Origin of the sequence: Burkholderia sp. AU6039, from assembly GCF_002223365.1 — a bacterium.
GTDB lineage: Bacteria > Pseudomonadota > Gammaproteobacteria > Burkholderiales > Burkholderiaceae > Burkholderia.
In genome coordinates, this window is sequence record NZ_NKFK01000007.1 from 300,695 (window position 1) to 322,489 (window position 21,795).

20 protein-coding genes are annotated in these 21,795 nt (G+C 67.2%); 2 read left to right on the plus strand and 18 right to left on the minus strand.

Annotated features, from left to right (window positions below; translation table 11 throughout):
- Nucleotides 1–38: 38 nt before the first annotated feature.
- From CFB39_RS33525 to CFB39_RS33615, 18 genes are all read right to left on the minus strand, one after another.
- Nucleotides 39–1,013 (minus strand): hypothetical protein, encoded by a 975-nt coding sequence (locus tag CFB39_RS33525; protein ID WP_089476184.1) that lies wholly within the window; start codon nucleotides 1,011–1,013, stop codon nucleotides 39–41.
- Complete coding sequence (locus tag CFB39_RS33530) at nucleotides 1,010–1,528, minus strand: (2Fe-2S)-binding protein (RefSeq protein WP_089476185.1); 519 nt, start codon at nucleotides 1,526–1,528, stop codon at nucleotides 1,010–1,012. Before CFB39_RS33530 ends, CFB39_RS33525 begins: the two co-directional genes overlap by 4 nt.
- Nucleotides 1,525–4,260 (minus strand): xanthine dehydrogenase family protein molybdopterin-binding subunit, encoded by a 2,736-nt coding sequence (locus CFB39_RS33535; protein WP_089476186.1) that lies wholly within the window; start codon nucleotides 4,258–4,260, stop codon nucleotides 1,525–1,527. The genes CFB39_RS33530 and CFB39_RS33535 overlap by 4 nt, the downstream gene beginning before the upstream one ends.
- An 833-nt stretch (nucleotides 4,261–5,093) precedes the next feature.
- Nucleotides 5,094–6,074 carry a type II secretion system F family protein gene (locus tag CFB39_RS33545; protein WP_089476188.1) on the minus strand — a complete coding sequence of 327 codons (981 nt, stop codon included), beginning with the start codon at nucleotides 6,072–6,074 and terminating at the stop codon, nucleotides 5,094–5,096.
- A 36-nt stretch (nucleotides 6,075–6,110) separates the two neighbouring features.
- Nucleotides 6,111–7,088, minus strand: a complete 978-nt coding sequence (locus CFB39_RS33550) for a type II secretion system F family protein (protein ID WP_089476189.1) — start codon at nucleotides 7,086–7,088, stop codon at nucleotides 6,111–6,113.
- A gap of 33 nt (nucleotides 7,089–7,121) precedes the next feature.
- Entirely contained in the window at nucleotides 7,122–8,489 is a 1,368-nt protein-coding gene (locus CFB39_RS33555; protein WP_089476190.1) for a CpaF family protein, read from the minus strand.
- An 18-nt stretch (nucleotides 8,490–8,507) separates the two neighbouring features.
- A complete protein-coding gene (locus tag CFB39_RS33560; protein ID WP_089476191.1) occupies nucleotides 8,508–9,716 on the minus strand; it encodes an AAA family ATPase in 1,209 nt (402 codons plus the stop codon).
- Between the two features lie 22 nt (nucleotides 9,717–9,738).
- Nucleotides 9,739–10,182 (minus strand): TadE/TadG family type IV pilus assembly protein, encoded by a 444-nt coding sequence (locus CFB39_RS33565; protein ID WP_089476192.1) that lies wholly within the window; start codon nucleotides 10,180–10,182, stop codon nucleotides 9,739–9,741.
- Complete coding sequence (locus CFB39_RS33570) at nucleotides 10,179–10,712, minus strand: TadE/TadG family type IV pilus assembly protein (RefSeq protein ID WP_089476193.1); 534 nt, start codon at nucleotides 10,710–10,712, stop codon at nucleotides 10,179–10,181. The genes CFB39_RS33565 and CFB39_RS33570 overlap by 4 nt, the downstream gene beginning before the upstream one ends.
- A gap of 13 nt (nucleotides 10,713–10,725) precedes the next feature.
- Complete coding sequence (locus tag CFB39_RS33575; protein WP_089476194.1) at nucleotides 10,726–11,997, minus strand: pilus assembly protein TadG-related protein; 1,272 nt, start codon at nucleotides 11,995–11,997, stop codon at nucleotides 10,726–10,728.
- 25 nt (nucleotides 11,998–12,022) lie between these two features.
- Nucleotides 12,023–12,325, minus strand: coding sequence for a hypothetical protein (locus CFB39_RS33580; RefSeq protein ID WP_089429724.1), 303 nt, complete (start codon nucleotides 12,323–12,325; stop codon nucleotides 12,023–12,025).
- A gap of 20 nt (nucleotides 12,326–12,345) precedes the next feature.
- On the minus strand, nucleotides 12,346–14,274 hold the full coding sequence (locus CFB39_RS33585) for a type II and III secretion system protein family protein (RefSeq protein WP_089476195.1): 1,929 nt from the start codon (nucleotides 14,272–14,274) through the stop codon (nucleotides 12,346–12,348).
- 99 nt (nucleotides 14,275–14,373) lie between these two features.
- Entirely contained in the window at nucleotides 14,374–15,213 is an 840-nt protein-coding gene (gene cpaB / locus CFB39_RS33590) for a Flp pilus assembly protein CpaB (protein ID WP_089476196.1), read from the minus strand.
- A gap of 35 nt (nucleotides 15,214–15,248) precedes the next feature.
- Nucleotides 15,249–16,649: an ATPase gene (locus tag CFB39_RS33595; RefSeq protein WP_089476517.1), complete on the minus strand. Its 1,401-nt coding sequence runs from the start codon at nucleotides 16,647–16,649 to the stop codon at nucleotides 15,249–15,251.
- Between the two features lie 32 nt (nucleotides 16,650–16,681).
- Nucleotides 16,682–17,221, minus strand: a complete 540-nt coding sequence (locus tag CFB39_RS33600) for a prepilin peptidase (RefSeq protein ID WP_089476197.1) — start codon at nucleotides 17,219–17,221, stop codon at nucleotides 16,682–16,684.
- Nucleotides 17,222–17,293: 72 nt separating this feature from the next.
- Nucleotides 17,294–17,500 carry a Flp family type IVb pilin gene (locus tag CFB39_RS33605; protein WP_089429729.1) on the minus strand — a complete coding sequence of 69 codons (207 nt, stop codon included), beginning with the start codon at nucleotides 17,498–17,500 and terminating at the stop codon, nucleotides 17,294–17,296.
- An 82-nt stretch (nucleotides 17,501–17,582) separates the two neighbouring features.
- Complete coding sequence (locus CFB39_RS33610; protein ID WP_089476198.1) at nucleotides 17,583–17,774, minus strand: Flp family type IVb pilin; 192 nt, start codon at nucleotides 17,772–17,774, stop codon at nucleotides 17,583–17,585.
- A gap of 141 nt (nucleotides 17,775–17,915) precedes the next feature.
- Entirely contained in the window at nucleotides 17,916–18,107 is a 192-nt protein-coding gene (locus tag CFB39_RS33615; protein WP_039355485.1) for a Flp family type IVb pilin, read from the minus strand.
- A 1,052-nt stretch (nucleotides 18,108–19,159) separates the two neighbouring features.
- On the opposite strand from CFB39_RS33615, the gene CFB39_RS33620 reads away from it, so the two are divergent.
- Both CFB39_RS33620 and CFB39_RS33625 read left to right on the plus strand, forming a co-directional pair.
- Nucleotides 19,160–20,398: a glycosyltransferase family 87 protein gene (locus CFB39_RS33620; RefSeq protein WP_089476199.1), complete on the plus strand. Its 1,239-nt coding sequence runs from the start codon at nucleotides 19,160–19,162 to the stop codon at nucleotides 20,396–20,398.
- Nucleotides 20,395–21,774, plus strand: a complete 1,380-nt coding sequence (locus CFB39_RS33625; protein ID WP_089476200.1) for a glycosyltransferase family 87 protein — start codon at nucleotides 20,395–20,397, stop codon at nucleotides 21,772–21,774. The genes CFB39_RS33620 and CFB39_RS33625 overlap by 4 nt, the downstream gene beginning before the upstream one ends.
- Nucleotides 21,775–21,795 lie beyond the last annotated feature (21 nt).

A 21,795-nucleotide genomic window follows, 5' to 3' on the forward strand; every position in this document is an offset into this window, starting at 1 on the left:
GGCTGAACGGGCACGACGTTCCGCCGCCCGGCGGCCCCCTACTTCGCCGCCTGCGCCGCCGGCGTGAACGAGCACTTCGGATCGTTCTCGCCCCGCGCCGAACAGCACTCGAGCAGGTCGCTCACCGACTTCACGTTGGCCGCGTTCCACTCGTCGCGGCTGCGGTTGTTGTCGATCGGCATCCAGTGCGTCAGCGGATAGCTGCTCGCCAGCGGGTTGCTGCCTTTCGGCGGCGGCAGCAACCCGGCGGCAAGCGGCACGTAGATCTTGCAACTGTTCTGGTCGCCGATCCGGTGGCAGCCGATGCAGGTGTTACCGGGCGTGCTGATCGCGTGCGACGTCCATGACGCGAAGTCGGCACCGAGATTGACGTACTTGCCCCACGGATCGGTCGGCACGCGGTTCCATACCTGCCCGATCCACGGGCTGTACATGACCGGGCTCGCATCGTGGCACGACACGCAGCGCTTCGTCGCGGTCGCAGCCGGTTTCCACCAGAATTCCGCGGCCGACGGACGACCGGGCGGCGGGGTCTTCTCGTTGGGCGGCGGCACGCGCGACGCGTCCATGCCGCCCGTGCCGCCCTTGTCCGCATGAAACCAGCAGGTCTTGCCGTTGCGCACGTGGTGCAGCACGATGTCGACTTCGTCGTAGTACGGGCTGCGGTTCTCGCGGATCTGCTTGCGACGGCAAAACGCCGAGATCTGCGTGTCGCCGTGAGACAGGTCGAGGATCTTCGAGTAAGGCGTGCATTGCCCGGAGGTCGGCGCGTCGTACGGCAACAGCGCCGGGCGATCGCAGGTCATGTGTGCCGTGTACCGCGCGGGCACGCTGCCGTTGACGGTGATCGGCACGTCCGTCCCGCTGTTGCAGTCGAACGCGGGAATCTCGCCGATTTCGTCGGTGCACTGCTGCGCGTATTCGTGCAGGGAGGCATCGGCGCCTTCCGCGGCAAACGACGCGGACGCGGCCAGCAGCAGCGCCAGCGCCGCGACGCAGGTCCTGATCGTCATGCCGCCTCCTTCGTGTAGCGCATCGCCACCTTGCGAATGGCCTCGATGTATTTGACGTAGCCGGTGCATCGGCACACGTTGCCGCCCACCCACGTTTCGATCATCGCGTCCAGCTCGGCGGCGGGCACCGGCTGCGCGCGCAGATGATCGAGCATCGCGGTCGCGGCCATCAGGAATCCCGACGCGCAGTAGCCGCACTGGAACGCGAACGATTCGAGAAAGCTCTGCTGCAGCGGCGACAGCGTGCCGTCCTGCGCGAGCCCTTCGATCGTGTACACGTGCATGCCGGCCATCGCGCTGACCGGCGTCGAGCACGACAGCGTCTTTTCCATCGGCGCGTCGGGCGTGTTGCGCACGCCGACCGTGCACGCCCGGCACACGCCGATGCCGCAGCACAGCTTCGTGCCGGTCAGGTCCTGTCGTTCATGCAGGAAGTCGATGAGGTTCATGTCGGCGTCGTCGGCGGGGGCCTCGACGGGCTGGCCGTTCACGACCATGCGGACCGGATCGCTCATTGCAGTGCCTCCCGAATCTTGTCCGGCGTGACCGGCGTGACCCTGAACCTTCGCCCCGTCGCCATCGCCAGCGCATTGAGCAGCGCCGGCGCGATCGGGCACATCACCGCTTCCGCGATGCCGCGCGCATTCGCGGGATCGTTGCCGGGCGGCGGCAGCGCGATCAGCTCCTGCTCGGGAATGTCGGGCAGGCGCGTCACCTCGTAGCGGTCGAGGTTCCATCGGCCGCCACCCGGGCCGTCGGGGCCGAGCGGGCACGTCTCCGTCAGCACGTTGCCGATCCCCATCGCGACCGCGCCCTGCGACTGTCCTTCGACGAGCTCCGGCGACAGTTGCCGCCCGACACTCACCGCCGACACCACGCGCTCGACCTTCACGCGCCCGTTCGCCGGATCGACGGACACGCCGACGAGCGACGCCGATGGCGCATAGGTCGTGCGCCCATAGAGGCTCGTGTCGACCGGCGGCGCCTGCAGCGTGCGGTACAGCGGCGTCAGGAAGTAAGGATCGAGGCCGACCGCCACGTAGTCGTAGTCGATTTGCGCACTGCCCGACGCGAACGGATAGGTGCCCTTCCAGAAGTAGCCGGCATAGCTCGCATGCACGGCCGCCACCGTCTGCAGGCCCAGCTTCGTGATGGTGTCGAGCAGCGTCGGCCACGAAATCGGCGCGAGGCCGTTCGCGACGAGCGCACCATTGGCCCAGCGCACGTCCTCGGCCCGCACGGACACGCCCCACCATGCACGGGCCGCCGGCAGCACGCTTTGCAGGAACAAGGCCTGGGCCGCCCCCTTCACCGCGTGGTACTGATGGAATGCGCCGAGACAGGCGCTCGACGAACCGTACGTGTAGCGCACCGTCTTCGGATTGGCCGACGGGTTGCTCGAACGCGTGAGCCCGAGTGCATTGAACGGCCCGATCTCGCTCATGGCGATCGTCTGCGCGTTCTGCCCGAGAAATTCGGACGGTGCGAGCCCCAGCGTCGTGGCCGCGCCGTTACCCATGTCGGTGTACGGCGTGACCACGCGCAGCCGGCTGTCGGGCAGGATCTGCACCATCCCGAACATGCCGTCACCGGAGGTGCCGTACGCCTCGTTCGCCATTGCCAGGCCCACGCCGTAGCGGAGATGGCGCGCAGCGCGTTCCGCGCGGGTGCGCTCGCGTTCGCGCCACAGCGGGTGCTGTTCGAGCCGGTCGAGCAGCGCGTCGAGCTGCAGGTCGAACAGGATCGGCGCACCCGTGATCGCGCGCCCCTTGCCGAGCCCGGGCGTGCCGCCGAGAAAATTGGCGCGACGGATCGCGAACGGCGAGAGCCCGAGCCGGTGCGCGGCCTCGTCCATCAGCGTCTCGACCGCCATGAACGCCTGGGGGCCGCCGAAGCCGCGCTGCGATCCGCCGAACACTTCCCGCGTGTAAGTCGAGGCCGCCTGCGCGCGTGCGCGCGGAATCTCGTAGCAGCTCATCGCGCTCAGCGCGGCAAGCTGCGCGACGTACGGCGACAGGTTCTTCTTGCCGCCGCCGTTCATCAGGAAATCGCACGTGATCGCTTCGAGCTTGCCGCGCCGGTTGAACCACAGCGATTCGGAAAACTGCGTTTCGCAGCGCTTCAACCCGACCTGGAACTGCTCGTAGCGCGACTGCTGCCAGCGTAGCGCGCCCGTCGCGAACGGCGCCGCGAGCCCGAGATAGAGCGGGAAATAGGACTTGTCGCGCCCGCCGAAACCGCCGCCCGGATAGCACGCGATGACGTGTGCCTCCTTGGCCGCGATGTCGCTGCCCTGGAACAGCGCGAGCGCGCCGGTCGCATCGTCGTTCGCCGACTGCGTACCGAGCACGAGGCTCATCGTCGCGCTGGACGCGTCGTACCAGGCGAGCCCCGCTTCGGGTTCCATGAACATCGGGTCCATCGCCGGCGTCTCGAATCCTTCGTTGCCGGTCGCACGCACGCCGATCCACGCGCCGGCGGCCGCGTTGCGGGCGATCGTCGCATCGATGTTGGCGACCGCCTCCTCGCGTTGCTTCAGGTATTCGGCGGTCGGCTTGCCGCTGCTGTCGGTCTGGTAGTTGTCGACGTAGTTGAAGCCGCGTTCGTCATCGCGCACGTAGATGGTCACGGGAGAAAACGGCACGGCCTGCGCGGCCGTCGGGCGCGTGACCGGCGCGCCGTAACGGATCACGCTGCGGTTGAAATCGAGCAGCTTCTTCGCTCGACGATAGACATCGAAGTTCTCGAAGATCAGCAGCGCGGCCGGTTGTCCGTAGCAATCCGCCGCGTGGCCGGTGCGCGCGAGCCAGTAGATGTCCTGGTTCGCGATCGGGTCGGCCTCGGGTGCCAGCGGAATCCGTCGCGCGCTCAGCAATGCGTTGTCGACGACGGCGATCGGCCGCAATTCGGCCGGCAGCACACCGAGGTCATAGCCTTCGTACACGGCGTCGACCCGATCGCACCGCAACGCATAGAGCCAGTTCTCCTGCTGCGGCCAGCCGACGAAGTCGCGCGACTTGAAGTCGCGTGCGTAGATCTTCTGGCCCGTGACCTTCGGGATGCCGTCGATGCGCCAGCGCGCCTTGCCGGGCACCGGCGCCCAGCCCGGCCCGGCCGCACCGTCGTCCGCCTGCCCGGCGGCGCCGAGCGCCAGCGCCGGCAAATGGGTGATCGAGATCGCGACGAGCGCGCCGCTCCCGGCCAGCTTCAGAAACGTCCGGCGTGTCACAGGCACATCGATGGCCATGCTGGGTCCCTCGTTCGAATGGTCGTGCCGGCACGGCCGACGCGCGACGCGACGCCGGCCGTGTACGGGCCGCTTCGGGTGTGCTTCGTCGTGCGGGATGTCGGTGCGGAAACGGTCTTGCGGACGCGGTCGCGTGCCGGCGGTCAGGAATCGGGGGGAAGCGGACCGGGGAACGTGCGCGGCGGATTCGCGCGGGCGCCACGGGCCCGCGGAGGTCTGCTGGATGAAGCGTCAGGCCACCTGCTTGCCATTGCTTGCTCGTTCATGTTTCCCCCGGCCTTGATCGTGCGTGACTGGCCTGTTTTCCGTATTGTCGGGCAGTCTCTTGATTTTCAAGTGTTGTTGTTCGGTATTTCCGGCACGTGCAACGTTTGCGTCGTCAGTACCGTGATGCAGACATGATTTTCAATAATGTAGAAATTCGGGCCGGGTATTTCAAGGAGATTTTCGGATGGCGCGCAGCGGTGCGCAAAAAACGAACGAGAAGCCATTGCAATGAACGACGGAGTCAACAATCCCGCGGATCATTGCCGTCTTTCAATATCAGGCGAGGTATCGCGTTGCCGTTTCATTCGAGCGCACAACGCGATGCCGGCAAACTTCGCCGGCATTCAGGTTAGCAGTAGGGGGCAGCCGCTGAGGCGGTGGACTACGGCTCGTTCCATGGCCGACCATGGGTCCAGGATGCCTTGACGCCGCTATGGTCAACCTGTCTCGCGGCGCCGCCTGGGGAGGGAGCCTCCATGAAGCCTGTTACCGTGCCGGCCGGTGGGGGTGGCCATCCGGCACGCAATACCTTGATCGACGCAACCGGCGCAACGCCGGCGCGTCACTCACTGCCCGATGCCCACGAACGTCGGCAGCAGCACGCGATAGACGTGGATCATCGCCGGCCCGAGCAGCACCATCATCAGTGCGGGGAAAATGCAGAAGATCAGCGGGAACAGCAGCTTCAGCGCGATCTTCGCGGCCCGCTCTTCCGCGCGCATCCGGCGCCGCGTGCGCAGCATGTCGGACAGCACGCGCAGCGATTCGCTGATGCTCGTGCCGAAGCGGTCGGCCTGGATCAGCATCGCGCAGAACGATTCGATGTCCTCCACGCCGGTACGCAGCGCGAGATTGCGCAGCGCCGTCTCCTTCGTGAAGCCGGAGCGCATCTCGAGCAGCAGCAGGTCGAGTTCGCTCGCGACCACCTCGCTGCTGAACCGCAGCTCCTCGCTCACCTTCATCAGCGCCGCATCGAGCCCGAGCCCCGCCTCGACGCACACCGTCAGCAGGTCGAGCGCATCCGGGAAATCCTCGAAGATCTTCCGCTGGCGCACCTTGACCCGCTGCGACAGCACGACGTTCGGGATGTAGTAGCCGATGCCGGCGAGCGCGACGAGGATGACCGACAGGATCGCACGCTCGTCGCCGAGCGACGTCGTGATCAGCACCAGCAGCGCCGCGCACGGCAACCCGAGCGCGAGCGCCGTCTTCGCGGTGAAATACAGCGCGGCCGCGCTCTGGTTGCGCCAGCCGGCATTCATGAGCCGGATGCGCAGCGGCGAATTCTCCCAGCCCTCCTTCGGCACCGACAACTTCGAGATCGGCGTGGACAGCTCGACCAGCTTCGCGACCCAGCGCGACGTCAGGTCGTCGCCGTCGCCCGTGCCCGCCACGCCCGCCGCGCCAGCCCCGGCCCCGCCGGCCTGCTGGACCCGGCGCTGGATGCTGCGTGGCGCGAACAGCAGCATCGCGACGAGCGCGCCGCCGGCCACGAAGAGAAACAAGCCGCCCAGCATCACGGCCTGGACTACGCTCAGGTTTTGCATGACAGCCTCGCAACGGTTCGTTATACGGCTCGCGCGTCAGACGCGAATGCGGACAATACGGCGGATCCAGAGCAGCCCGAACAGCATCGACACCAGCATCGTGCCGACCATCCTGATCCCCGCCGGGTCCTCCCAGAGCACGGACAGGAATTCGCGGTTCAGCAGCGCCATCACCGCGGCGGTGCCGAACGGCAGCAGCCCGAGAATCCATGCCGACAGCCGCCCTTCCGCCGACAGCACGCGCACCTTGTCGAACAGCTTGAAGCGCTCGCGGATCAGCGCGGCGATGCTGTCGAGCAGCTCGGCGAGGTTGCCGCCCGTCTCGCGCTGGATCAGCACCGCGATCACGAAGTAGCGCAGGTCCTGCACCGGCACGCGCGTGACCAGGTTCATCAGCGCATCGTGCAGCGACACGCCGTAGTTGACCTCGTCGAACGTGACGCGGAACTCGCCGCCCATCGGCTCGGGAAACTCGTCGCCGACCATCCCGAGCGTGCTCGTGAACGAGTGGCCGGACCGCAGCGCGCGCGCGATCATGTCGCAGATGTCCGGCAACTGCCGCTCGAGCTTGCGCATCCGCTTCCCGCGGCAGCGCATCACGTACATCATCGGCAGGCATCCGGCGAACAGCGCGACCGGCAGCGCGGCGAGCTGCGGCAACGTCGCGAAGCTCAGCGCAAGCCACGCGAACGCCGCGAACACCGTGCTGAGCATGATCAGCTTCGGCAGCGTCCAGTCGAGGCCCGATTGCTGGATCACGAGATCGAGCCGATGCACGCGCGGCATGCGCAGCAGCAGCCGGTCGAACGGCTTCGATTCGTCGAGCATCCGCTTCTTCAGGATCGACAGCCGTTCCTGCTGGACGTTGCCGCCGGCCGACATCGAGCGGATGCGCGATTCGATCCGGCGCGCGGCCGCGCCATGCCGCGCGTTCCACCATTGATAACCGCCTTCGATCGCGAGGACCACCGCGACGAAGGTGAGAATCACAAAACCGTAAAAGATCGTGTTCATGAAGCCTCCCCGGCAGCGAACGGCGCCCTGTCGTCAGTTCGTCTCGTACCGCTGAGACGGGTCGTACAGCGAATCCGGCAGGTTGATGCCGAATGCCTGCAGCCGCTCGACGAACTTCGGCCGCACGCCCGTCGCGCAGAAGTGGCCGCGTACCGAACCGTCGCGGTCCACGCCCGTTCGCTTGAACGTGAAGATCTCCTGCATGTTGATGATGTCGCCCTCCATCCCGGTCAGTTCCTGGATGCTGACGATCTTGCGCCTGCCGTCGGTCAGCCGCGCGGCCTGCACGACCACCGAGATCGCCGATGTGATCTGCTGGCGCATCGTCTTCGGCGGCAGCGTCAGGCCGGAGACGCTGATCATGTTCTCGAGCCGCGTCAGCGCGTCGCGCGGGGTGTTCGCGTGGATCGTCGCGAGCGAGCCTTCGTGGCCGGTGTTCATCGCGTTGAGCATGTCGAGCGCTTCCGCGCCGCGCACTTCGCCGAGGATGATCCGGTCCGGGCGCATCCGCAGCGCGTTGCGCACCAGCGTGCGCTGCGTGATCTCGCCCTTGCCTTCGATGTTCGGCGGGCGGGTTTCGAGCCGCAGCACGTGCGGCTGCTGCAGTTGCAGTTCGGCGGCATCCTCGATCGTCACGATCCGCTCGTTGCGCGGAATGAAGCCGGACAGGATGTTGAGCAGCGTCGTCTTGCCGCTGCCGGTGCCGCCCGACACCAGCACGTTCACCTTCGCGCGCGACAGCGCGTCGAGCAGCTCGGCCATCGGCGGCGTCAGGCTGTGGTAGCGCACGAGGTCGTCCATCTTCAGCGGATTGACCGCGAAACGCCGGATCGACATCAGCGGCCCGTCGATCGCGGACGGCGGGATGATCGCGTTCACGCGCGAGCCGTCGGGCAGCCGCGCGTCGACCATCGGGCTCGATTCGTCGATGCGGCGCCCGACGCGCGACACGATCTTCTCGATCACCTTCATCAGGTGCGCGTCGTCGTAGAACGTCACGTCGGTCAGTTCGAGCTGGCCGAAGCGTTCGACATAGACCTGCCGGTACGTGTTCACGAGGATGTCGGAAACGGTCGGGTCGCGCAGCAGCGCTTCGAGCGGGCCGAAACCGAACATCTCGTCGTACACGTCGATCGCCAGTTGCCGCCGCTCGATGTCGTTCGCCGGCAGCCGCTCCTCGTCGAGGATGCGCGTGATCAGCAGGCCGATCTCCATCCGGACCGATTCCTGCGGCATCCGCGACAGGCGCTCGAGCTCGACACGTTCGAGCACGGCCAGGTGGATTTCGCGGCGCAGCTTCTGGTATGCGTCGCGCACCGACGAATGGGCCGGGCCGGTCGGTTCGCTGCCCGTCGCCAGCGGCTGGGCCCGGTGCAAGGACATCTGTTCGCGCAATGACATGATGGTTCCCCGAAAGATTTACATGGATTTGAGCTTCGGCGTGGCCTTGCGGCCGAACAGCCGGGACATCAGCGGTTCGCTGTGCGTCGCGCCGTGCCCCGCGCGCACCTCCCCTTCGACGAGTTGCTTCGCATACCCTTGCAACGCACGGACGACCCCCGTGCCACGCGCGACCCGCGACACCGGATGGCCCTGGTTGAGCGCTTCGAGCACGGTGTCGGCATCGTCGGGAATCGTGCAGGCCGCATGCAGGCCGAGCACCTCCTCGAGCGCCGTGCGGGTGCGGTCGCTCGCGCGCGTCGCGCGGTTCACGATCAGCCGCATCTGGTCGGTCGAGTAGCCGAGCGACACGAGGATCTCCAGCAGCCGGCGCCCGGCGCGCACGTGTGGCATCGCGGGCTGCAGCACGAGCGCGATCTGGTCGCTGCGATCCAGCGCGACCATCGACAGCGGATTGATGCAGACGCCGACGTCGAAGATCACGAAGTCGTAACGCGGCGCGGCGACGCCCAGGATCCATTCGAGCGCGTCCTCGCGCATCTCGGCGGCCTTGACCGGGTCGCCGGCGCCCGCGAGCACGTGGAAGTTTTCCGTCACGTGCGCGACGCTCGCGTCGAGGAACGCGCTGTCGAGCCGTTCGATCTGCGCGCACAGCTGCGGCAGCGTCGACGGCGGGGTTTCGTCGCTGACGAGGAACGCCGCGTCGGCGAACTGCTGGTTCAGGTCGATCAGCAGCACGCGGCGCTTGTAGCCTTCCGCGATCTCGAATGCGAGGTTGCTGGCCGCGAAGCTCGTGCCGGCCCCGCCCTTGCACGACATGAACGACACGATCCGCGTGTCGTCCGTGTCGCGCCGCGTGCTTTGCGCGGCCGCCCGTTCGAGCGCGTGGCCGAGCGCCTGCGGGTCGAGCGGCCACTGCAGCACGTCGCGCGCGCCCGCCCGCATCGCGTCGAGCAGCACGTGCGGCGACGCGTCGGCCGTCACCAGAATGCAGGTCAGGCTCGCGTGCGCGCGGCAGATCCGTTCGATCGCAGACAGCTCGGACGGGTCGAGCGACGTGCCGTCGACCAGCAGGATGTCGAACGCGTCGAGCCCGTCGGTGCGATGTTCGATCTGCGACGGGCGGCCGGTCGCGCGTGTCGCGCGATAGTGTCCGCAGTCGGCCACGAGGCGCGCGATCTGCGAAAGACGCGCGGTGTCGTCGGAAGCTACGAGGATGTTGATCATGTCGTGTGCCTCGCCTGTTCGATTAATTACAGTTGGCGCCGCCGGTCGCGGAAGTGAGGCTTTCGCGCGGCAGTGTCGTCGTGAACGGCGGCATCGTCACCGTGATGTTCACGAACGGGATCATCGTCTTGACCGTGACGTTCGTGACGCTGACCGTCACGAACGCGCACGAATTCACGTCACAGCTCGCGGGCGAGTAGTTCACCGACACGTTCGCGTTCGACAGCAGCGGCAGCAGCCCTCTCACCCGCTTCACCACGCCGGCCGCATTCACGTCGCACACCACCGCCGTGCGCGCGCCCAGGCGCACGGCTTCGCTCGCGGTGCTCCAGTAGAACAGCACGCGGCCGAATTCGAAGATGCCGATCAGCAGCATGATCAGGATCCACGCGATCAGCGCGAACTCGACGATCGCCGAGCCGCGTTGGGCGCGCCGGCGTGACGGGGGGGCATGGCGCGCGTTCATGACACTTGCCTCATCACGGTGACGATGTTGTTGAAGGTGATCGACGGCAGCCCCGGGAACGCGGGGATCGGCTGGTACTTGTAGCCCGTGATCTTCACTTCGACGACGTTGATCGCGCCCGTCGCGGTGCCGCCCGACGCGTTGTTGTTCGAGTCGTAGGTCGGCAGGTTCGCGAACTGCGACGGGTCGGACGTGTCGCTGCAGCCGGTCGTGCGCTGCGCGTCGCAGATCGTCACCATCGACGTCGTGAGCCCCGGCACCAGCTCGGTGCCGGCGGCGCCGCACGTCGTGCTGCCGTAGACGACGAGGCACTGCGCCTGCGACGCCGGATACGCGCTGTCGGTCGGCAACCAGACCGACAGGTAGCGCGCCGCATCGCGCGTCGCCTTGGTCAGCGTCTCGAACTGGTAGATCGCGCGGCCGAACTCGGCCACGCCGGTCGCGAGCATGATCATCGGCATCAGCACGAGCGCGAACTCGACGGCGACGGCGCCGCGGGTGCGCGAACGGCGAAACGGGGGCTTTTTCATGATCCGCTCTCCGCTATTGAACGAGCATCGGGACCTGGGTCCCGGACGCGCTGCCGCTGCCCGGCAAGCCGTGCGTCGCGCACGGATTGTTGCCGGAGACCGACGAGCCGAGGTATTCGAGGTGCGCGACGATCGCGCCGCTGCCGGAGCTGAACGGCAGCGGATCGAGCATCAGCACGCAGTCCCATTGCGTGACGTGCACCTTGCCGCTGCTGCCCGACAGCGTCGAACAGTCGCCCTCCGGCGCGAGCGCGACGCGGCGGTCGCTGCCGAAAGTCTGGTAGTTGCTCGCCGTCGCGGTGCCGTTGGTGTTGATCCCGCTGCCGGTCGGCGGCGCGCCGTCGCCCTGGTAGGACTTGAAGGCTGCACGGTCGGCCACGAACTGCGTGTACGCATCGCCCTTGATGCCGGCCGTTCCGGGCGGCCCGTAGTTCGGGCCGACATACGCGTAGCCGGTGAAGTCGGGCTGGCCGCTCGAGCCGTTCGCGCCATTCGTGTAGATGCCGAAGCGCGTGTTCCAGGCGCGCAGCGACGCCGACTTCAGGCCCGTGGTGGCGAGATCCGGCGGGCTCTTGATGTTGCAGGTGTTGCCCGACAGCTCGCTGGAGAGCGTGGTTTCGCTCGTCGTGCCGTCGAGCGCCGCCCAGCCGAAGTTGCCCGGCCCGTAGGTCGACGACGACCCGGACGGCGACGAAATCCAGTCGCCGACCTTGTAGGCCGGGTCGGACGGGCCGCGGCACACGAACACCGGAATCGCACAGGTCGTCTGCCCGCCGCCGACGGTGGCGATCGCGCTGGCCGACACCTCCGCCGCGTTCGCGAGCTTCGTGCCCGGCAGCACGTTCAGTATCTCGATGAACCAGTGCGCGATGTTGCTCAACGTGGCGGTGCACTGCACGTACTTGATGTTCGCCGGCGTCGTGACCGAGTTCTTCGTCAGGAACGCGTTGGACAGCGAGTCGCTGAACGTGACGTTCGCGTTCGTCGACATCTGCACCGACTTGTTCTGGAAGAACACGAAGTTCAGGTGGCCGGCGGCGATGCCGTCCGCCTCGGCCACCGACAGGCTGATGGCCGAGGTCAGGTCACGCGCGGCCGACAGCGCGCAGGCATCGGCGCTGTTCTGCAGTTCGCTGCGCGTGACGTACAGCTTGCCGAGATCCAGCGCGAGGCCGACGAACCCGATCATCACCGCCAGTGCGAGACCGACGATGATCGCGACGGCACCGCGCTGGCGATGCAGGCTGCGACGCATGACTTTCGGATGGCGAGCTGCGCTGTTCATGGCGTTCTCCCTGAGCGTGCCGTCGTTACTGGGTGGACTTGCCGATGCCGATCACGAACGCATTGGCGGGCGGCACGGTCTGCTTGAACGACTTGTCGTAGTTGTCGAGCGCGGCCGCGGCGGCCGCGCCGTCGACCCCCGGCGCCGACACCGAGGCCGCGTGGTCGGCGGCATGCGGGTCGATGATCTGGGCCTGGGTCACGGCGCGGACCGAATCGCCGAAGCGGGTGTCCCACACCGGGGTCGACGACATGCAGCCGGCAAGCGCGAACGCGAGCGGTGCGGCGAGCGCCACGCGGCGCACGATGACGAGGTAGGCGGATTTCATGAGCGTCCCCTTGGATGGCTTCAACGATCGGTGGATTCGGGTGCCGCGCTCACGCGCACGACCTGCTGCGCATGGGCCGCCGCCGGTGTCCGGCGCTTCGGCTGCCCCGCGGGCTGGGCCGGCGTGTCGGAACCGGCCGCCGCAAGACGTGCGGCGGCGGCTTCGATACGCGCGATGCGGGCCGCGTTGGCGGATTCGTGCTGCGAGACGGCGGCGGCAACCGGTGCAGGCGTCTTCTGCGGCTCGGCCGGCGCCGGCGGCTGCGCGTCCGTCCCCTGCGGCGCGCGCGGCGCGGGCAGCGCGGCGGCCGGGCCGGCGGGCGCTTCCGATTGCGGTGCCGGCGCGGGGGCCGGTGCCTGGGCCGGGGTCTGCGGTGAGGCTGCCGCGCCGTTCGCCGGTTGGGCGCCGTGCTTGCGGAGGCCACCGCGGCCTTCCATGTTGCCCGTCGCATACACGTCGATTTCGTTCGGCTTCGTGAAGCTGTCGGTCGGCAGCGGCACGTCGGCGGTCTGCAGCGGCTTCACCAGGTGCGGCGTGATCACGAAGATCAACTCGGTGCGGTCCTGCTGGAACGAGGTACTGCGGAGCAGCGCGCCGAGCACGGGAATTTCGCCGACACCCGGGAGCGCCTTCAGCGCACCGGTCCCGTTGTCCTTGATCAGCCCGCCGATCGCGAACGTTTCGCCGTCGCCCATCTGCACCGTCGTCGATGCGCGCCGCGTCGTGATCAGCGGCAGGATCGACGTGCCGCCGATGTTGGTCGCGCTCAGCGTGACGCCCGTCTGCGACAGCTCCGACACTTCCGGCGCGACCTTCAGGCTGATCCGGCCGTTGCCCAGCACGGTCGGCGTGAACTTCAGCGCGACGCCGAACTCCTCTTCCTGCAGCGTGATCGACGACGTGCCGTTGCCGCTGCTCTGCGGGATCGGGATGAAGATCTTGCCGCCGGCGAGGAACGTCGCTTCCTGGCCGCTGATCGTCACGAGATTCGGCTCCGCGAGGATCTTGACCAGGTTGTCGGTGTTCTGCGCGTCGGCCGCGAGGTTGAACGGCCGGTTGTTCGCCTTGCTGAAGGCGATGCCGGTGGCGACACCCGCGAGCAGGTTGCTGACCAGCGCGCCGCTCCACGAACCGAAGCCGCCCTGGATGTTGAGCGCGCTGCCCATCTGGTTGATCAGCGTCTTCGACACCTCGGCCACCTTCACCTCGAGCATCACCTGCTGCGGCGACGTGACGTTCAGCATGTTGAGCACCCCGCCCGCCTTGCCGCCGCTCGCCGGATCGCCCGCGCTGTCGCCGTACGCCCGTGCGATCTGCATGGCCTGCTGCGCGGCCATCGAGCTCGACACGGTGCCGGCCAGCACGATCGTGCCGGCGGCGGTCGACACATGGATGTCGCGCTCGCTCGGCATCAGCTGCATCAGCGACGCCTGCAGGCCGCCGGCATCCGCGCCGACCGCGACGTCGATCACGCGGCATGCGCCGCTCTTGCCCTGCACGATCATGTTGGTCGTGCCGACCGCGAGCCCGAGGATGTACAGCGTCTGCGGCGACACCATCGTGGCCTGCGCGACGGCCGGATTGCCGATCGTCCGATTGCGGACCGGCTCCGGCATCGGCACCAGCAGCGACTTGCCGAGCGGCACACTGACGCTGGTCGATTCGCGCACCGCGCCGACGCAGTTCGGTCCGCGCAGCGGCCCCGCCGCCGCGGCGGGCGCGGCGGCCGCCACCGGCGCCATGCTGATCGTCATCTGCATCGGCCCCTTGCCGACCGCGGCCGGCGCGCTGGCGCCGCCCTTGGTCAGCGCGGCCGACTCGACGCCTTCCTGCGCGAGTGCGCCATAAACGGTCAGCCATCCCGAACAGAGGATCGCGGCCATCATCGTGCCCCGTGCGACGCGTGTCTGCAGCGGGCCGGTACCTGTGCGTTGCGGTTTGATCTTCATTTCGTCTGATCCCCCGAGAGACCGGCGCCGTGCCGGTTATCGACTTCCAGGGCCGCCGCGCGTTGCCGGCGGCCGTTTATGTGACTTCAATGAACCGATTCAGAAACACTCGACGCTGCCCTTCACGCCCGTCAGCACGCCGACGCAGTCGCGCCGCACTTCCGGCCCCGCGTGCGATGCGACGTGCACGCGGACCGTCTTCACGCGGGCCGGTGCCGGCGGCGCTTCGGGTGCGGGTTCCTTGCCGAGCAGCGTCAGCTTGGTCGCCCCGTCGGTGTTCAGCGTCTTCTGGTCGACCTGGTTGCGCAGCACGAGCGACAGCGTGCCGACGCTGCGCGCGAGGTCGAGCCGCTCGGCCTGGTCGGGCGTGACTTCCAGCGTCACCGCGTTGACGACTTTCGGCGCCGTGTCGTCGCGGCTGACCTGCTGTGCGACGGCGAGCACGAGGATGTGCTCGAGCACGATCTTCGAGATGCTCTGCCCGTCGGTCTTGCCCTGTTGTTCCTGCGTGTTGACGATCACGTCGACGTAGTTGCCCGGCAGCGCGAAGCCCGCGACGCCGACCACGTCGTTCACGCGCACCGTGATCGCGCGGCTGCCGTCGGCGATGACCGCGGACAGCCCGCCCTTCGTGCCGACCGGCGCGAGCTTCGACTCGATCACCGGCTCGCCGCGTGCGAGGCTGGTGCGCACGACGCGCCCTTCGAGCCCCTTCGTATCGGTGAACGCGCCGGTGGGCACGCTGCCCGACGGCCAGCTGACCATGTGGATCTGGTTCGGCCCGAGCGGTTCGCCCAGGTTCAGGTCGGTGGTGGCCACCGCGACCGGCGTGACCGAACTCGTGGATGTCTGCACCAGCCAGTGGGACGCGAACACGACCGCGGCAAGACCCGCGATCATCGCGACGACCAGCATCATGACCGCTCGACTGTTTTTCATGGCAATGCTCCTCGACGAATCGTGAAAGAAACGGCTCAACCGGTGACGTAGGTGCGCCCGCCGCGCTCGACGGGCGGCGGATGGCTGCCGTCCCGTTCGGGCACCGTGCCGAAATAGCTCGCCCATGCGTCGTACAGCGCGTCGTGCGTCACCTCGGGCGGATCGCCGCGGTATCGCGCGCCGGCGGCCACGAGACGCAGCAGGTCCGCCGGGAAACAGGCGAGAAACGCCTTGCCGGTCGGCAGGTGCAGCCGATGCAGCAGGTAGTCGAATGCATCGCTCGCGGATACGAGCCCGAGCGATGCGCAGGCCGCGTTGTACACCGCGCGGTAGTCGTCGATCGACATCGCGCCGACGTGCAGCTTCGAACCGAGGCGGCGCAGGAACGCGTCGTCGCCCAGTTGCTCCGGCGACAGGTTGCTCGAGAACACCGGCCAGACGTCGAACGGCATCACGAAGCGGTTGCCGGATTCGAGCGTCAGTAGATCGACGCCGCGATCGAGCGGGCGCAGCCAGCGATTGAGCAGGTCGCGCGGCTCGACGCGCTGGCGGCCGAGATCGTCGACGACGTACATGCCCAGGTTCGCCTTCATGTGCGGCGGCGCCTGGTAGAAGCCGGCGGCTTCGTCGCGGCGCAGGTCGAGCTCGTCGAGCGTCAGTTCGCCGCCCGACATCACGACCGGCCGTTGACACAGGCGCCAGCGGCGATCGACCGACAAGCCGCCGGACGGCCCTTCCGCGTCGACGTGCACGAGCGGGTCGTAGATCTGGATCACTTCGCCGGCCGCGCAGATCGCGTGCGGCACCGGCACGCGGCCGCGCATCAGCGAGCCGAGCCGCTCGGCAAGGAAGGTCTTGCCGCTGCCGGCCGGGCCGTGGATCAGCAGCGGACGGCCGGCGTTCAGCGCGGCCGCCGCCGCATCGAGCAGCGACGTGTCGATCACGATGCCTTCGAACGCCGCCCACACTTCGTTCTGGCTGATGTGCAGCTTGCGCACCGAATGCGCGTCCAGGCATTCGATATAGGCATCGAGCGTCACCGGGGCGGGGCCGCTGTAGCCGCTGCGCGAGCGTTCTTCCAGCGCGAGCACCCGGCCCGCGTCGGTCAGGCGAAACGTCACGTCGAGATCGGTCGCGCCGCGATGGGTGAGTTCGACGAGGTGCTCGCGCACCAGGAATGCGAAGACGTCGTCGAGCACCGCGAGCGACAGGCAGTGCCGTTCGACCAGGTCGCCGTATGACGGGCGGCCGAGCATCAGTGTCGACTTCAGCACGAGGCCGGCAACGAACGTCATGCTCAACCCGGTTTCCTCGAGCGAGCGCGGCGCCGCCGGCAACTGCGCGCCCAGCTTCGTATGCGCTTCCCGCGACGGCAACGGATCAGGCAGGCGTGCCACCTGTGCGTCGCGTCTCGGTTCGGTGTGATTCGTGTTCATGATCATTCCGTCCTCGTTGCGGATGCGTCGCGCTATGCGCACGACACGAACAGCATGCCCAGCGTGCCGGCCGCGATCGCCACGCCGTACGGCAGCGTGCCGACCGATGCGATTTCGACGGGGCCGCCGGCGGCCTCGGCGCTCGCGCCTTGCAAGCGCCGCGCGATCAATACGCGCACGTTCGCCCACATCTGGCGCATCCGCCCGCGCAACAGCGCAAAGGCGATGGCGCCGATCCCGCCGGCCAGGAAGGTGGCCAGCACGATATAAAACGTCATTTCCGCGCCGACCCAGGCGCCGATCGCGAGCATCAGCTTCACGTCGCCGGCCGCCATGCCGCGCAACAGGTAGAACGGCAGCAGCATGCCGAAGCCGGTCGCGGCGCCGGCGAGCCATTCGAGCGCACCTGCCACGACACCGTGCAACAGGCACTGGGCAACCAGCGCGCCGGCCAGGCCGAGCAGGACGAGACGGTTCGGAATGCGACGGGTCGCGATGTCCGTGCTGGCCGCGGCGACAGCGAGCAGCGTCACGCACAACGGAACCGGGTAAGGCGGCGCAACAGGGAGCATGGCGAACCTCGCAGTCGAATCGGTGGAATCCGTGGAATCAGTGGAATCGGTGGAATCCGTGGAATGGGCGGATCAGGAAACCATTGCCAGCGCGGTGGCCACGGCGGCCGTCACGGCCGTCGCGATCACCTCGTACGTATCGGCAAGCGAGCCTTTCAGCGTGACGACGCTGCCCAGCACCGCAACGGCGAACATCGCGCCGAGCAATGCATATTCGGTCGACGTCACACCCTGCTCGTCGCTGATCCAGCGACGTACGACGCGCATCGTGGCTTGCATGATGGTCTCCGGTTCCGGGTCGATCAGATGACCGGGGACGGCTCGAGCGCTGCACCGGCCGAGCCGTCCGCGGCACGATCCATCAGATGGCTGCGACCGCCGAATCGAGGTCGTCCGCGATCGTGGTGAACACGGTCTTGAGGTCCTTGCCGACCGTCGTCAGCGCGGCGATGATGCCGATGGCGATCAGTGCGGCGATCAGGCCGTATTCGATGGCCGTCACACCGTCTTCGTCGCGGATGAAACGGCTGGCTTGTTGAATGAACTTGGACATGATGATCTCCTTGCGTAGTCACTTTCAGATCCCTCGCGTGCCGGCAGGATCGATTGATCCGGCATCGATACGTCGAGGCATGGTGTTAATGCCGTGTGGTGCCAACGAACGAATCGGACGAGCCGTTCGCCGCACCGTCCATCAAATCGCAGCAACGATCGAATCCAGATCGTCGGCGACCGTGCTGAAGACGGTCTTCAGATCCGTACCGACCGTCGTCAACGCGGCGACGATGCCGATCGCGATCAGCGCGGCGATCAGGCCGTATTCAATGGCCGTCACGCCGCCCTGATCCTCGACGAGCCAGGCGATCTTCTCGATGATTCTTGACATGAGCATTCTCCTTTCGGACTGCTATGAAATACCCTTCGTCCGTCAGGACGTCGGGGGTGGGCACCACCGGCACTACTCGAAAAATCGGAATGCGTCGCTCAGCTGCGGGAGCGGGGATAGACACCCCTGTCCGTGCGAACGGGTATCAATGAGGCCGTGAGCGAGAGAGGCGTGTACGGTGCGACCGGCCGGATGAACCGGACGATCCGATCGACCCGAACGGCACGACTGCCGTTCGACGCGTGGAATCCTGTTGAACGGGAGACAAACTCCCGGAAAATCCGCAATGTGTCTTTAATGCGGTTTGCGATCCGCAATGTGCTGTGGTCTTTCATTTTTATTCCCCAAATGCTGCCATGCCGATTTCTTATTGCCCTGACGATACCGGGTCTCATGGGTCATTCGACGAAGTCTTGCTCGGTTGATCGACCTGGAGCTGCGTGTTCCCCGTCGCGCTCCGGCCCTCCTTTCCGCAGGTGATTCCGCAGCGGGTTCCGTCTGTCCTTTGCCGGAACCGCCCGGTCGTCACCTCGTCGACTGCCGTGCCAACGCTTACGCAAAGAGCAGGCCACCCCGAACGAAAACCAGGCGTATCAAGCGTTCCAGCGATGCCCGTCCTCCCCGGCCCGAAGCGGGATGCGCGAAATGTTTCAAAATTGATCGATCCGCCCGCGCACGCGTTGCACGCCTGAACGCCGGTCGCCGCGCTGCAACAAGGGTCTCAATTTTTTTCTCGGGACTTTCCCGAACGCATCCGGCCGCTCGGGCGCCGCGGTATCGGCGGCACGCAAACCCGGTAAAAAACGCGGAATGTTTCAAGCCAGATACATGAAATCCGGTCGCGCCGTTTTCTCATACGTGAAAACGCGGTTTTCACACGTATCGCTGAACAATTTAAATACCCGCCGTCCGTGCGCGGTTTGCATCGTGCGATTTTTTCTTCAACAATGAATTCACCGGACAACGCGATTTCAGCGCGATTCGATCCGCGGGCACGACAACATGAAAACGGCTGTGAAAGACCACGCAGCCTTCACTACAGACGGGGAATCATGTACACAGCCAACCGTGAAATGCGCGGGCGTGCAATACGCCGCATCCAATGGCTGACAGCCGACCGGATCATTCCGTACAGCTGCATCATGCTGATGCTCTTCACCGCATTGCTGATCCTGTGGGGGATCGTGACCGACGGCTTCACGTCGACCACCACGGTCCGCCCCGGCACCGACTTCTCCGTCTTCTGGACCGCATCGCATCTCGTGTTGCAAGGCCACGCCGCATCGGTCTACGACATTTCCTCATTCAAGCAGGCCGAGTTCGCGCACTTCGGTGCGTCTCTGCAGCACCAGCCGCTTCCCTGGCTCTATCCGCCGACGATGCTGCTGTTCATCGCGCCGCTTGCCCTTGTGCCTTTCCTGCCCGCGTATTTCCTCTTTTTGGCGGGCAGTCTTTTATGCTACGCGTTCGCAGTCTCGCGGTTGTCGGGATTGCGCGCGCATCTTCCCCACCCGCGCGCCGCCACGCTCGTCGTGGTCGCGTATTCGGGGGTGTGCCTGTCCGCACTGTTCGGCCAGAACAGCGTCCTGACCGCCGGCCTCGCCGCGCTCGCGCTGCATCTGTTGGGCAAGCGCCCGGTCGTGGCCGGCGTGGTGATCGGGTTGCTTGCGATCAAGCCGCAACTCGCCGTCGTGTTTCCGTTCGTGCTGATCGCGGCGCGGGCATGGCGCACGTTCGCGGCGGCCGCGCTGAGCGCGACGCTGTTCGCGGCGGCCGGGATTGCGCTGACCGGCCCTGGCGCGCTGCACGGTTTGAGCCAGGCCATGTCGACGGTACGCGACATGCATTTCATGCTCGCGTCGTACTGGTACGCGTCGCCGACGCCGTTCGCCGCGTTGCGCCTCGCGGGGGCACCGGTGGCCGCCGCGCTGGCCGCGCAAGCGGCGGTCGCACTGATCGCGATCGCCGCGGCTGTCGATGTATGGCGCCGTACGCCCGACATGCGCCTGCGCGGCGCGGTGCTGGCGGTCGCCACGCTGCTGACGACACCCTATCTGTGGCATTACGAACTGACGTGGCTCGGCATCGCGATCTTCTGCCTGATCGCGCACGGCCTCGACGAAGGCTGGCTGCCCGGCGACCAGGGCATCCTCGTGCTCGCGTGGCTGCTGCCGGTCTTCGAGATGTTCAACCGGTTGACGAAGCTGCCTCAGATCGGGCCGGTCGTGCTGCTCGCGGTGCTGCTCGTCGTCGTGCGTCGCGCGGCCGTCGCGTCACGGACCACGCCATGAAAGCGCCTTCGTTCGCCCGCCACGCGCATGCCGCCACCGATGTGCATCCGGAACTCCCGATCGCGGGCCCGCGCCGCTATCCGCACTGGCTCAATCGCGAACGCGTGCGCCTTTATGCGGCCGCCGTGCTGATGGCGGAACTGCTGTTCATCGGCATCTATTCGCTCCGCGTGGTCCTGTCGCACCACGGCGCACCGGAACCGCTGTCGCCGGATTTCTCGCCGATCTGGAGCGCGGCGTGGCTCGCCGCGCACGGGCACGCGGCCGATGCATGGCATTTCCCCGCGCTGCTCGCGATCCAGAAGCTCGCGATTCCGGCGATGAATCTCGCGGACGGCACGCTCCCGTGGCTCTATCCGCCGTCCATGCTGCTGCTCGTGCTGCCGCTCGGCTGGCTGCCGTACACGCTGGCGCTCGTGCTGTGGCTCGGGCTCACGTATGGGCTGTTCGCGGCAACGATCCGCGCGATCGTGCAGCGCGATGCCGCGTGGCTGTGCGCGCTCGCGTTTCCCGGCGCGTTCCTCACGGTGATCGCCGGGCAGACCAGCCTCTTCACCGCGTTGCTCGCCGGCGCCGGCCTGCTTGCGCTGAACCGCCGCCCGGTGTACGCCGGAATCTGCTTCGGTTTGCTGACGATGAAGCCGCAGCTCGCGGTGCTGTTCCCGCTCGCGCTGCTGTGCGCGGGTCAATGGCGCGCGCTGGCCGCGTGGGCCGTGACGATCGCGTGCAGCGTCGCGCTCTCGACCCTCGCGTTCGGGTTCGTCCCGTGGCTCACGTTCGCGCATGTGATCGACAACGTCTACGCGATCGTCGGCGCCGGCCAGGCCAAGCTCGTGCGCATGCCGTCGGTGTTCGCGCTCGCAACGATGGCAGGCTGGCCCGCCATCGTCGCGGACGGCCTCCAGTTGCTGTCGGCCGCGACCGCGGCCGTCGCCGTCATCTATGCATGGCGCGGCGCCTGCTCGTACGCGCTGCGCGCCGCGACCCTCGCCTGCGCCTGCCTGCTCGTCAGTCCCTATCTGTACGACTACGACCTGACCTGGTACGGCATCGTGATCGCGTGGTACGCGCGCTATGCGTGGACGCACGGCTGGCGCCGCTTCGATCGCGAATGGCTGATGCTGCTGTGGCTGATGCCGCTCGCGGGTCTCGCGGTCGTGCCGCATCTGTCGTTCCAGTTCATGCCGCTCGTCACGCTGGCGTCGCTCGGGCTGCTCGTCAGCCGGATCGCCCGGGAACGACACGACGTGCCGTTGATGCCGGACACACGCGACAACTCGACCGAAACCGCGTTCTCGCATCAGGCCCGAACGCACCACCGCCCGGCGTACGGAATGCGCCGCACCGGCCGACCGACCATCGGCGCGCAACGGTGAAACGACATCACAAGGGGAATC

What these genes read in the sequence shown, in the direction of transcription:
- CFB39_RS33525 (WP_089476184.1), bottom strand. Translation starts at nt 1,013, where the DNA reads ATGACGATCAGGACCTGCGTCGCGGCGCTGGCGCTGCTGCTGGCCGCG.
- CFB39_RS33530 (WP_089476185.1), bottom strand. Translation starts at nt 1,528, where the DNA reads ATGAGCGATCCGGTCCGCATGGTCGTGAACGGCCAGCCCGTCGAGGCC.
- CFB39_RS33535 (WP_089476186.1), bottom strand. Translation starts at nt 4,260, where the DNA reads ATGGCCATCGATGTGCCTGTGACACGCCGGACGTTTCTGAAGCTGGCC.
- CFB39_RS33545 (WP_089476188.1), bottom strand. Translation starts at nt 6,074, where the DNA reads ATGCAAAACCTGAGCGTAGTCCAGGCCGTGATGCTGGGCGGCTTGTTT.
- CFB39_RS33550 (WP_089476189.1), bottom strand. Translation starts at nt 7,088, where the DNA reads ATGAACACGATCTTTTACGGTTTTGTGATTCTCACCTTCGTCGCGGTG.
- CFB39_RS33555 (WP_089476190.1), bottom strand. Translation starts at nt 8,489, where the DNA reads ATGTCATTGCGCGAACAGATGTCCTTGCACCGGGCCCAGCCGCTGGCG.
- CFB39_RS33560 (WP_089476191.1), bottom strand. Translation starts at nt 9,716, where the DNA reads ATGATCAACATCCTCGTAGCTTCCGACGACACCGCGCGTCTTTCGCAG.
- CFB39_RS33565 (WP_089476192.1), bottom strand. Translation starts at nt 10,182, where the DNA reads ATGAACGCGCGCCATGCCCCCCCGTCACGCCGGCGCGCCCAACGCGGC.
- CFB39_RS33570 (WP_089476193.1), bottom strand. Translation starts at nt 10,712, where the DNA reads ATGAAAAAGCCCCCGTTTCGCCGTTCGCGCACCCGCGGCGCCGTCGCC.
- CFB39_RS33575 (WP_089476194.1), bottom strand. Translation starts at nt 11,997, where the DNA reads ATGAACAGCGCAGCTCGCCATCCGAAAGTCATGCGTCGCAGCCTGCAT.
- CFB39_RS33580 (WP_089429724.1), bottom strand. Translation starts at nt 12,325, where the DNA reads ATGAAATCCGCCTACCTCGTCATCGTGCGCCGCGTGGCGCTCGCCGCA.
- CFB39_RS33585 (WP_089476195.1), bottom strand. Translation starts at nt 14,274, where the DNA reads ATGAAGATCAAACCGCAACGCACAGGTACCGGCCCGCTGCAGACACGC.
- cpaB (WP_089476196.1), bottom strand. Translation starts at nt 15,213, where the DNA reads ATGAAAAACAGTCGAGCGGTCATGATGCTGGTCGTCGCGATGATCGCG.
- CFB39_RS33595 (WP_089476517.1), bottom strand. Translation starts at nt 16,649, where the DNA reads ATGAACACGAATCACACCGAACCGAGACGCGACGCACAGGTGGCACGC.
- CFB39_RS33600 (WP_089476197.1), bottom strand. Translation starts at nt 17,221, where the DNA reads ATGCTCCCTGTTGCGCCGCCTTACCCGGTTCCGTTGTGCGTGACGCTG.
- CFB39_RS33605 (WP_089429729.1), bottom strand. Translation starts at nt 17,500, where the DNA reads ATGCAAGCCACGATGCGCGTCGTACGTCGCTGGATCAGCGACGAGCAG.
- CFB39_RS33610 (WP_089476198.1), bottom strand. Translation starts at nt 17,774, where the DNA reads ATGTCCAAGTTCATTCAACAAGCCAGCCGTTTCATCCGCGACGAAGAC.
- CFB39_RS33615 (WP_039355485.1), bottom strand. Translation starts at nt 18,107, where the DNA reads ATGTCAAGAATCATCGAGAAGATCGCCTGGCTCGTCGAGGATCAGGGC.
- CFB39_RS33620 (WP_089476199.1), top strand. Translation starts at nt 19,160, where the DNA reads ATGTACACAGCCAACCGTGAAATGCGCGGGCGTGCAATACGCCGCATC.
- CFB39_RS33625 (WP_089476200.1), top strand. Translation starts at nt 20,395, where the DNA reads ATGAAAGCGCCTTCGTTCGCCCGCCACGCGCATGCCGCCACCGATGTG.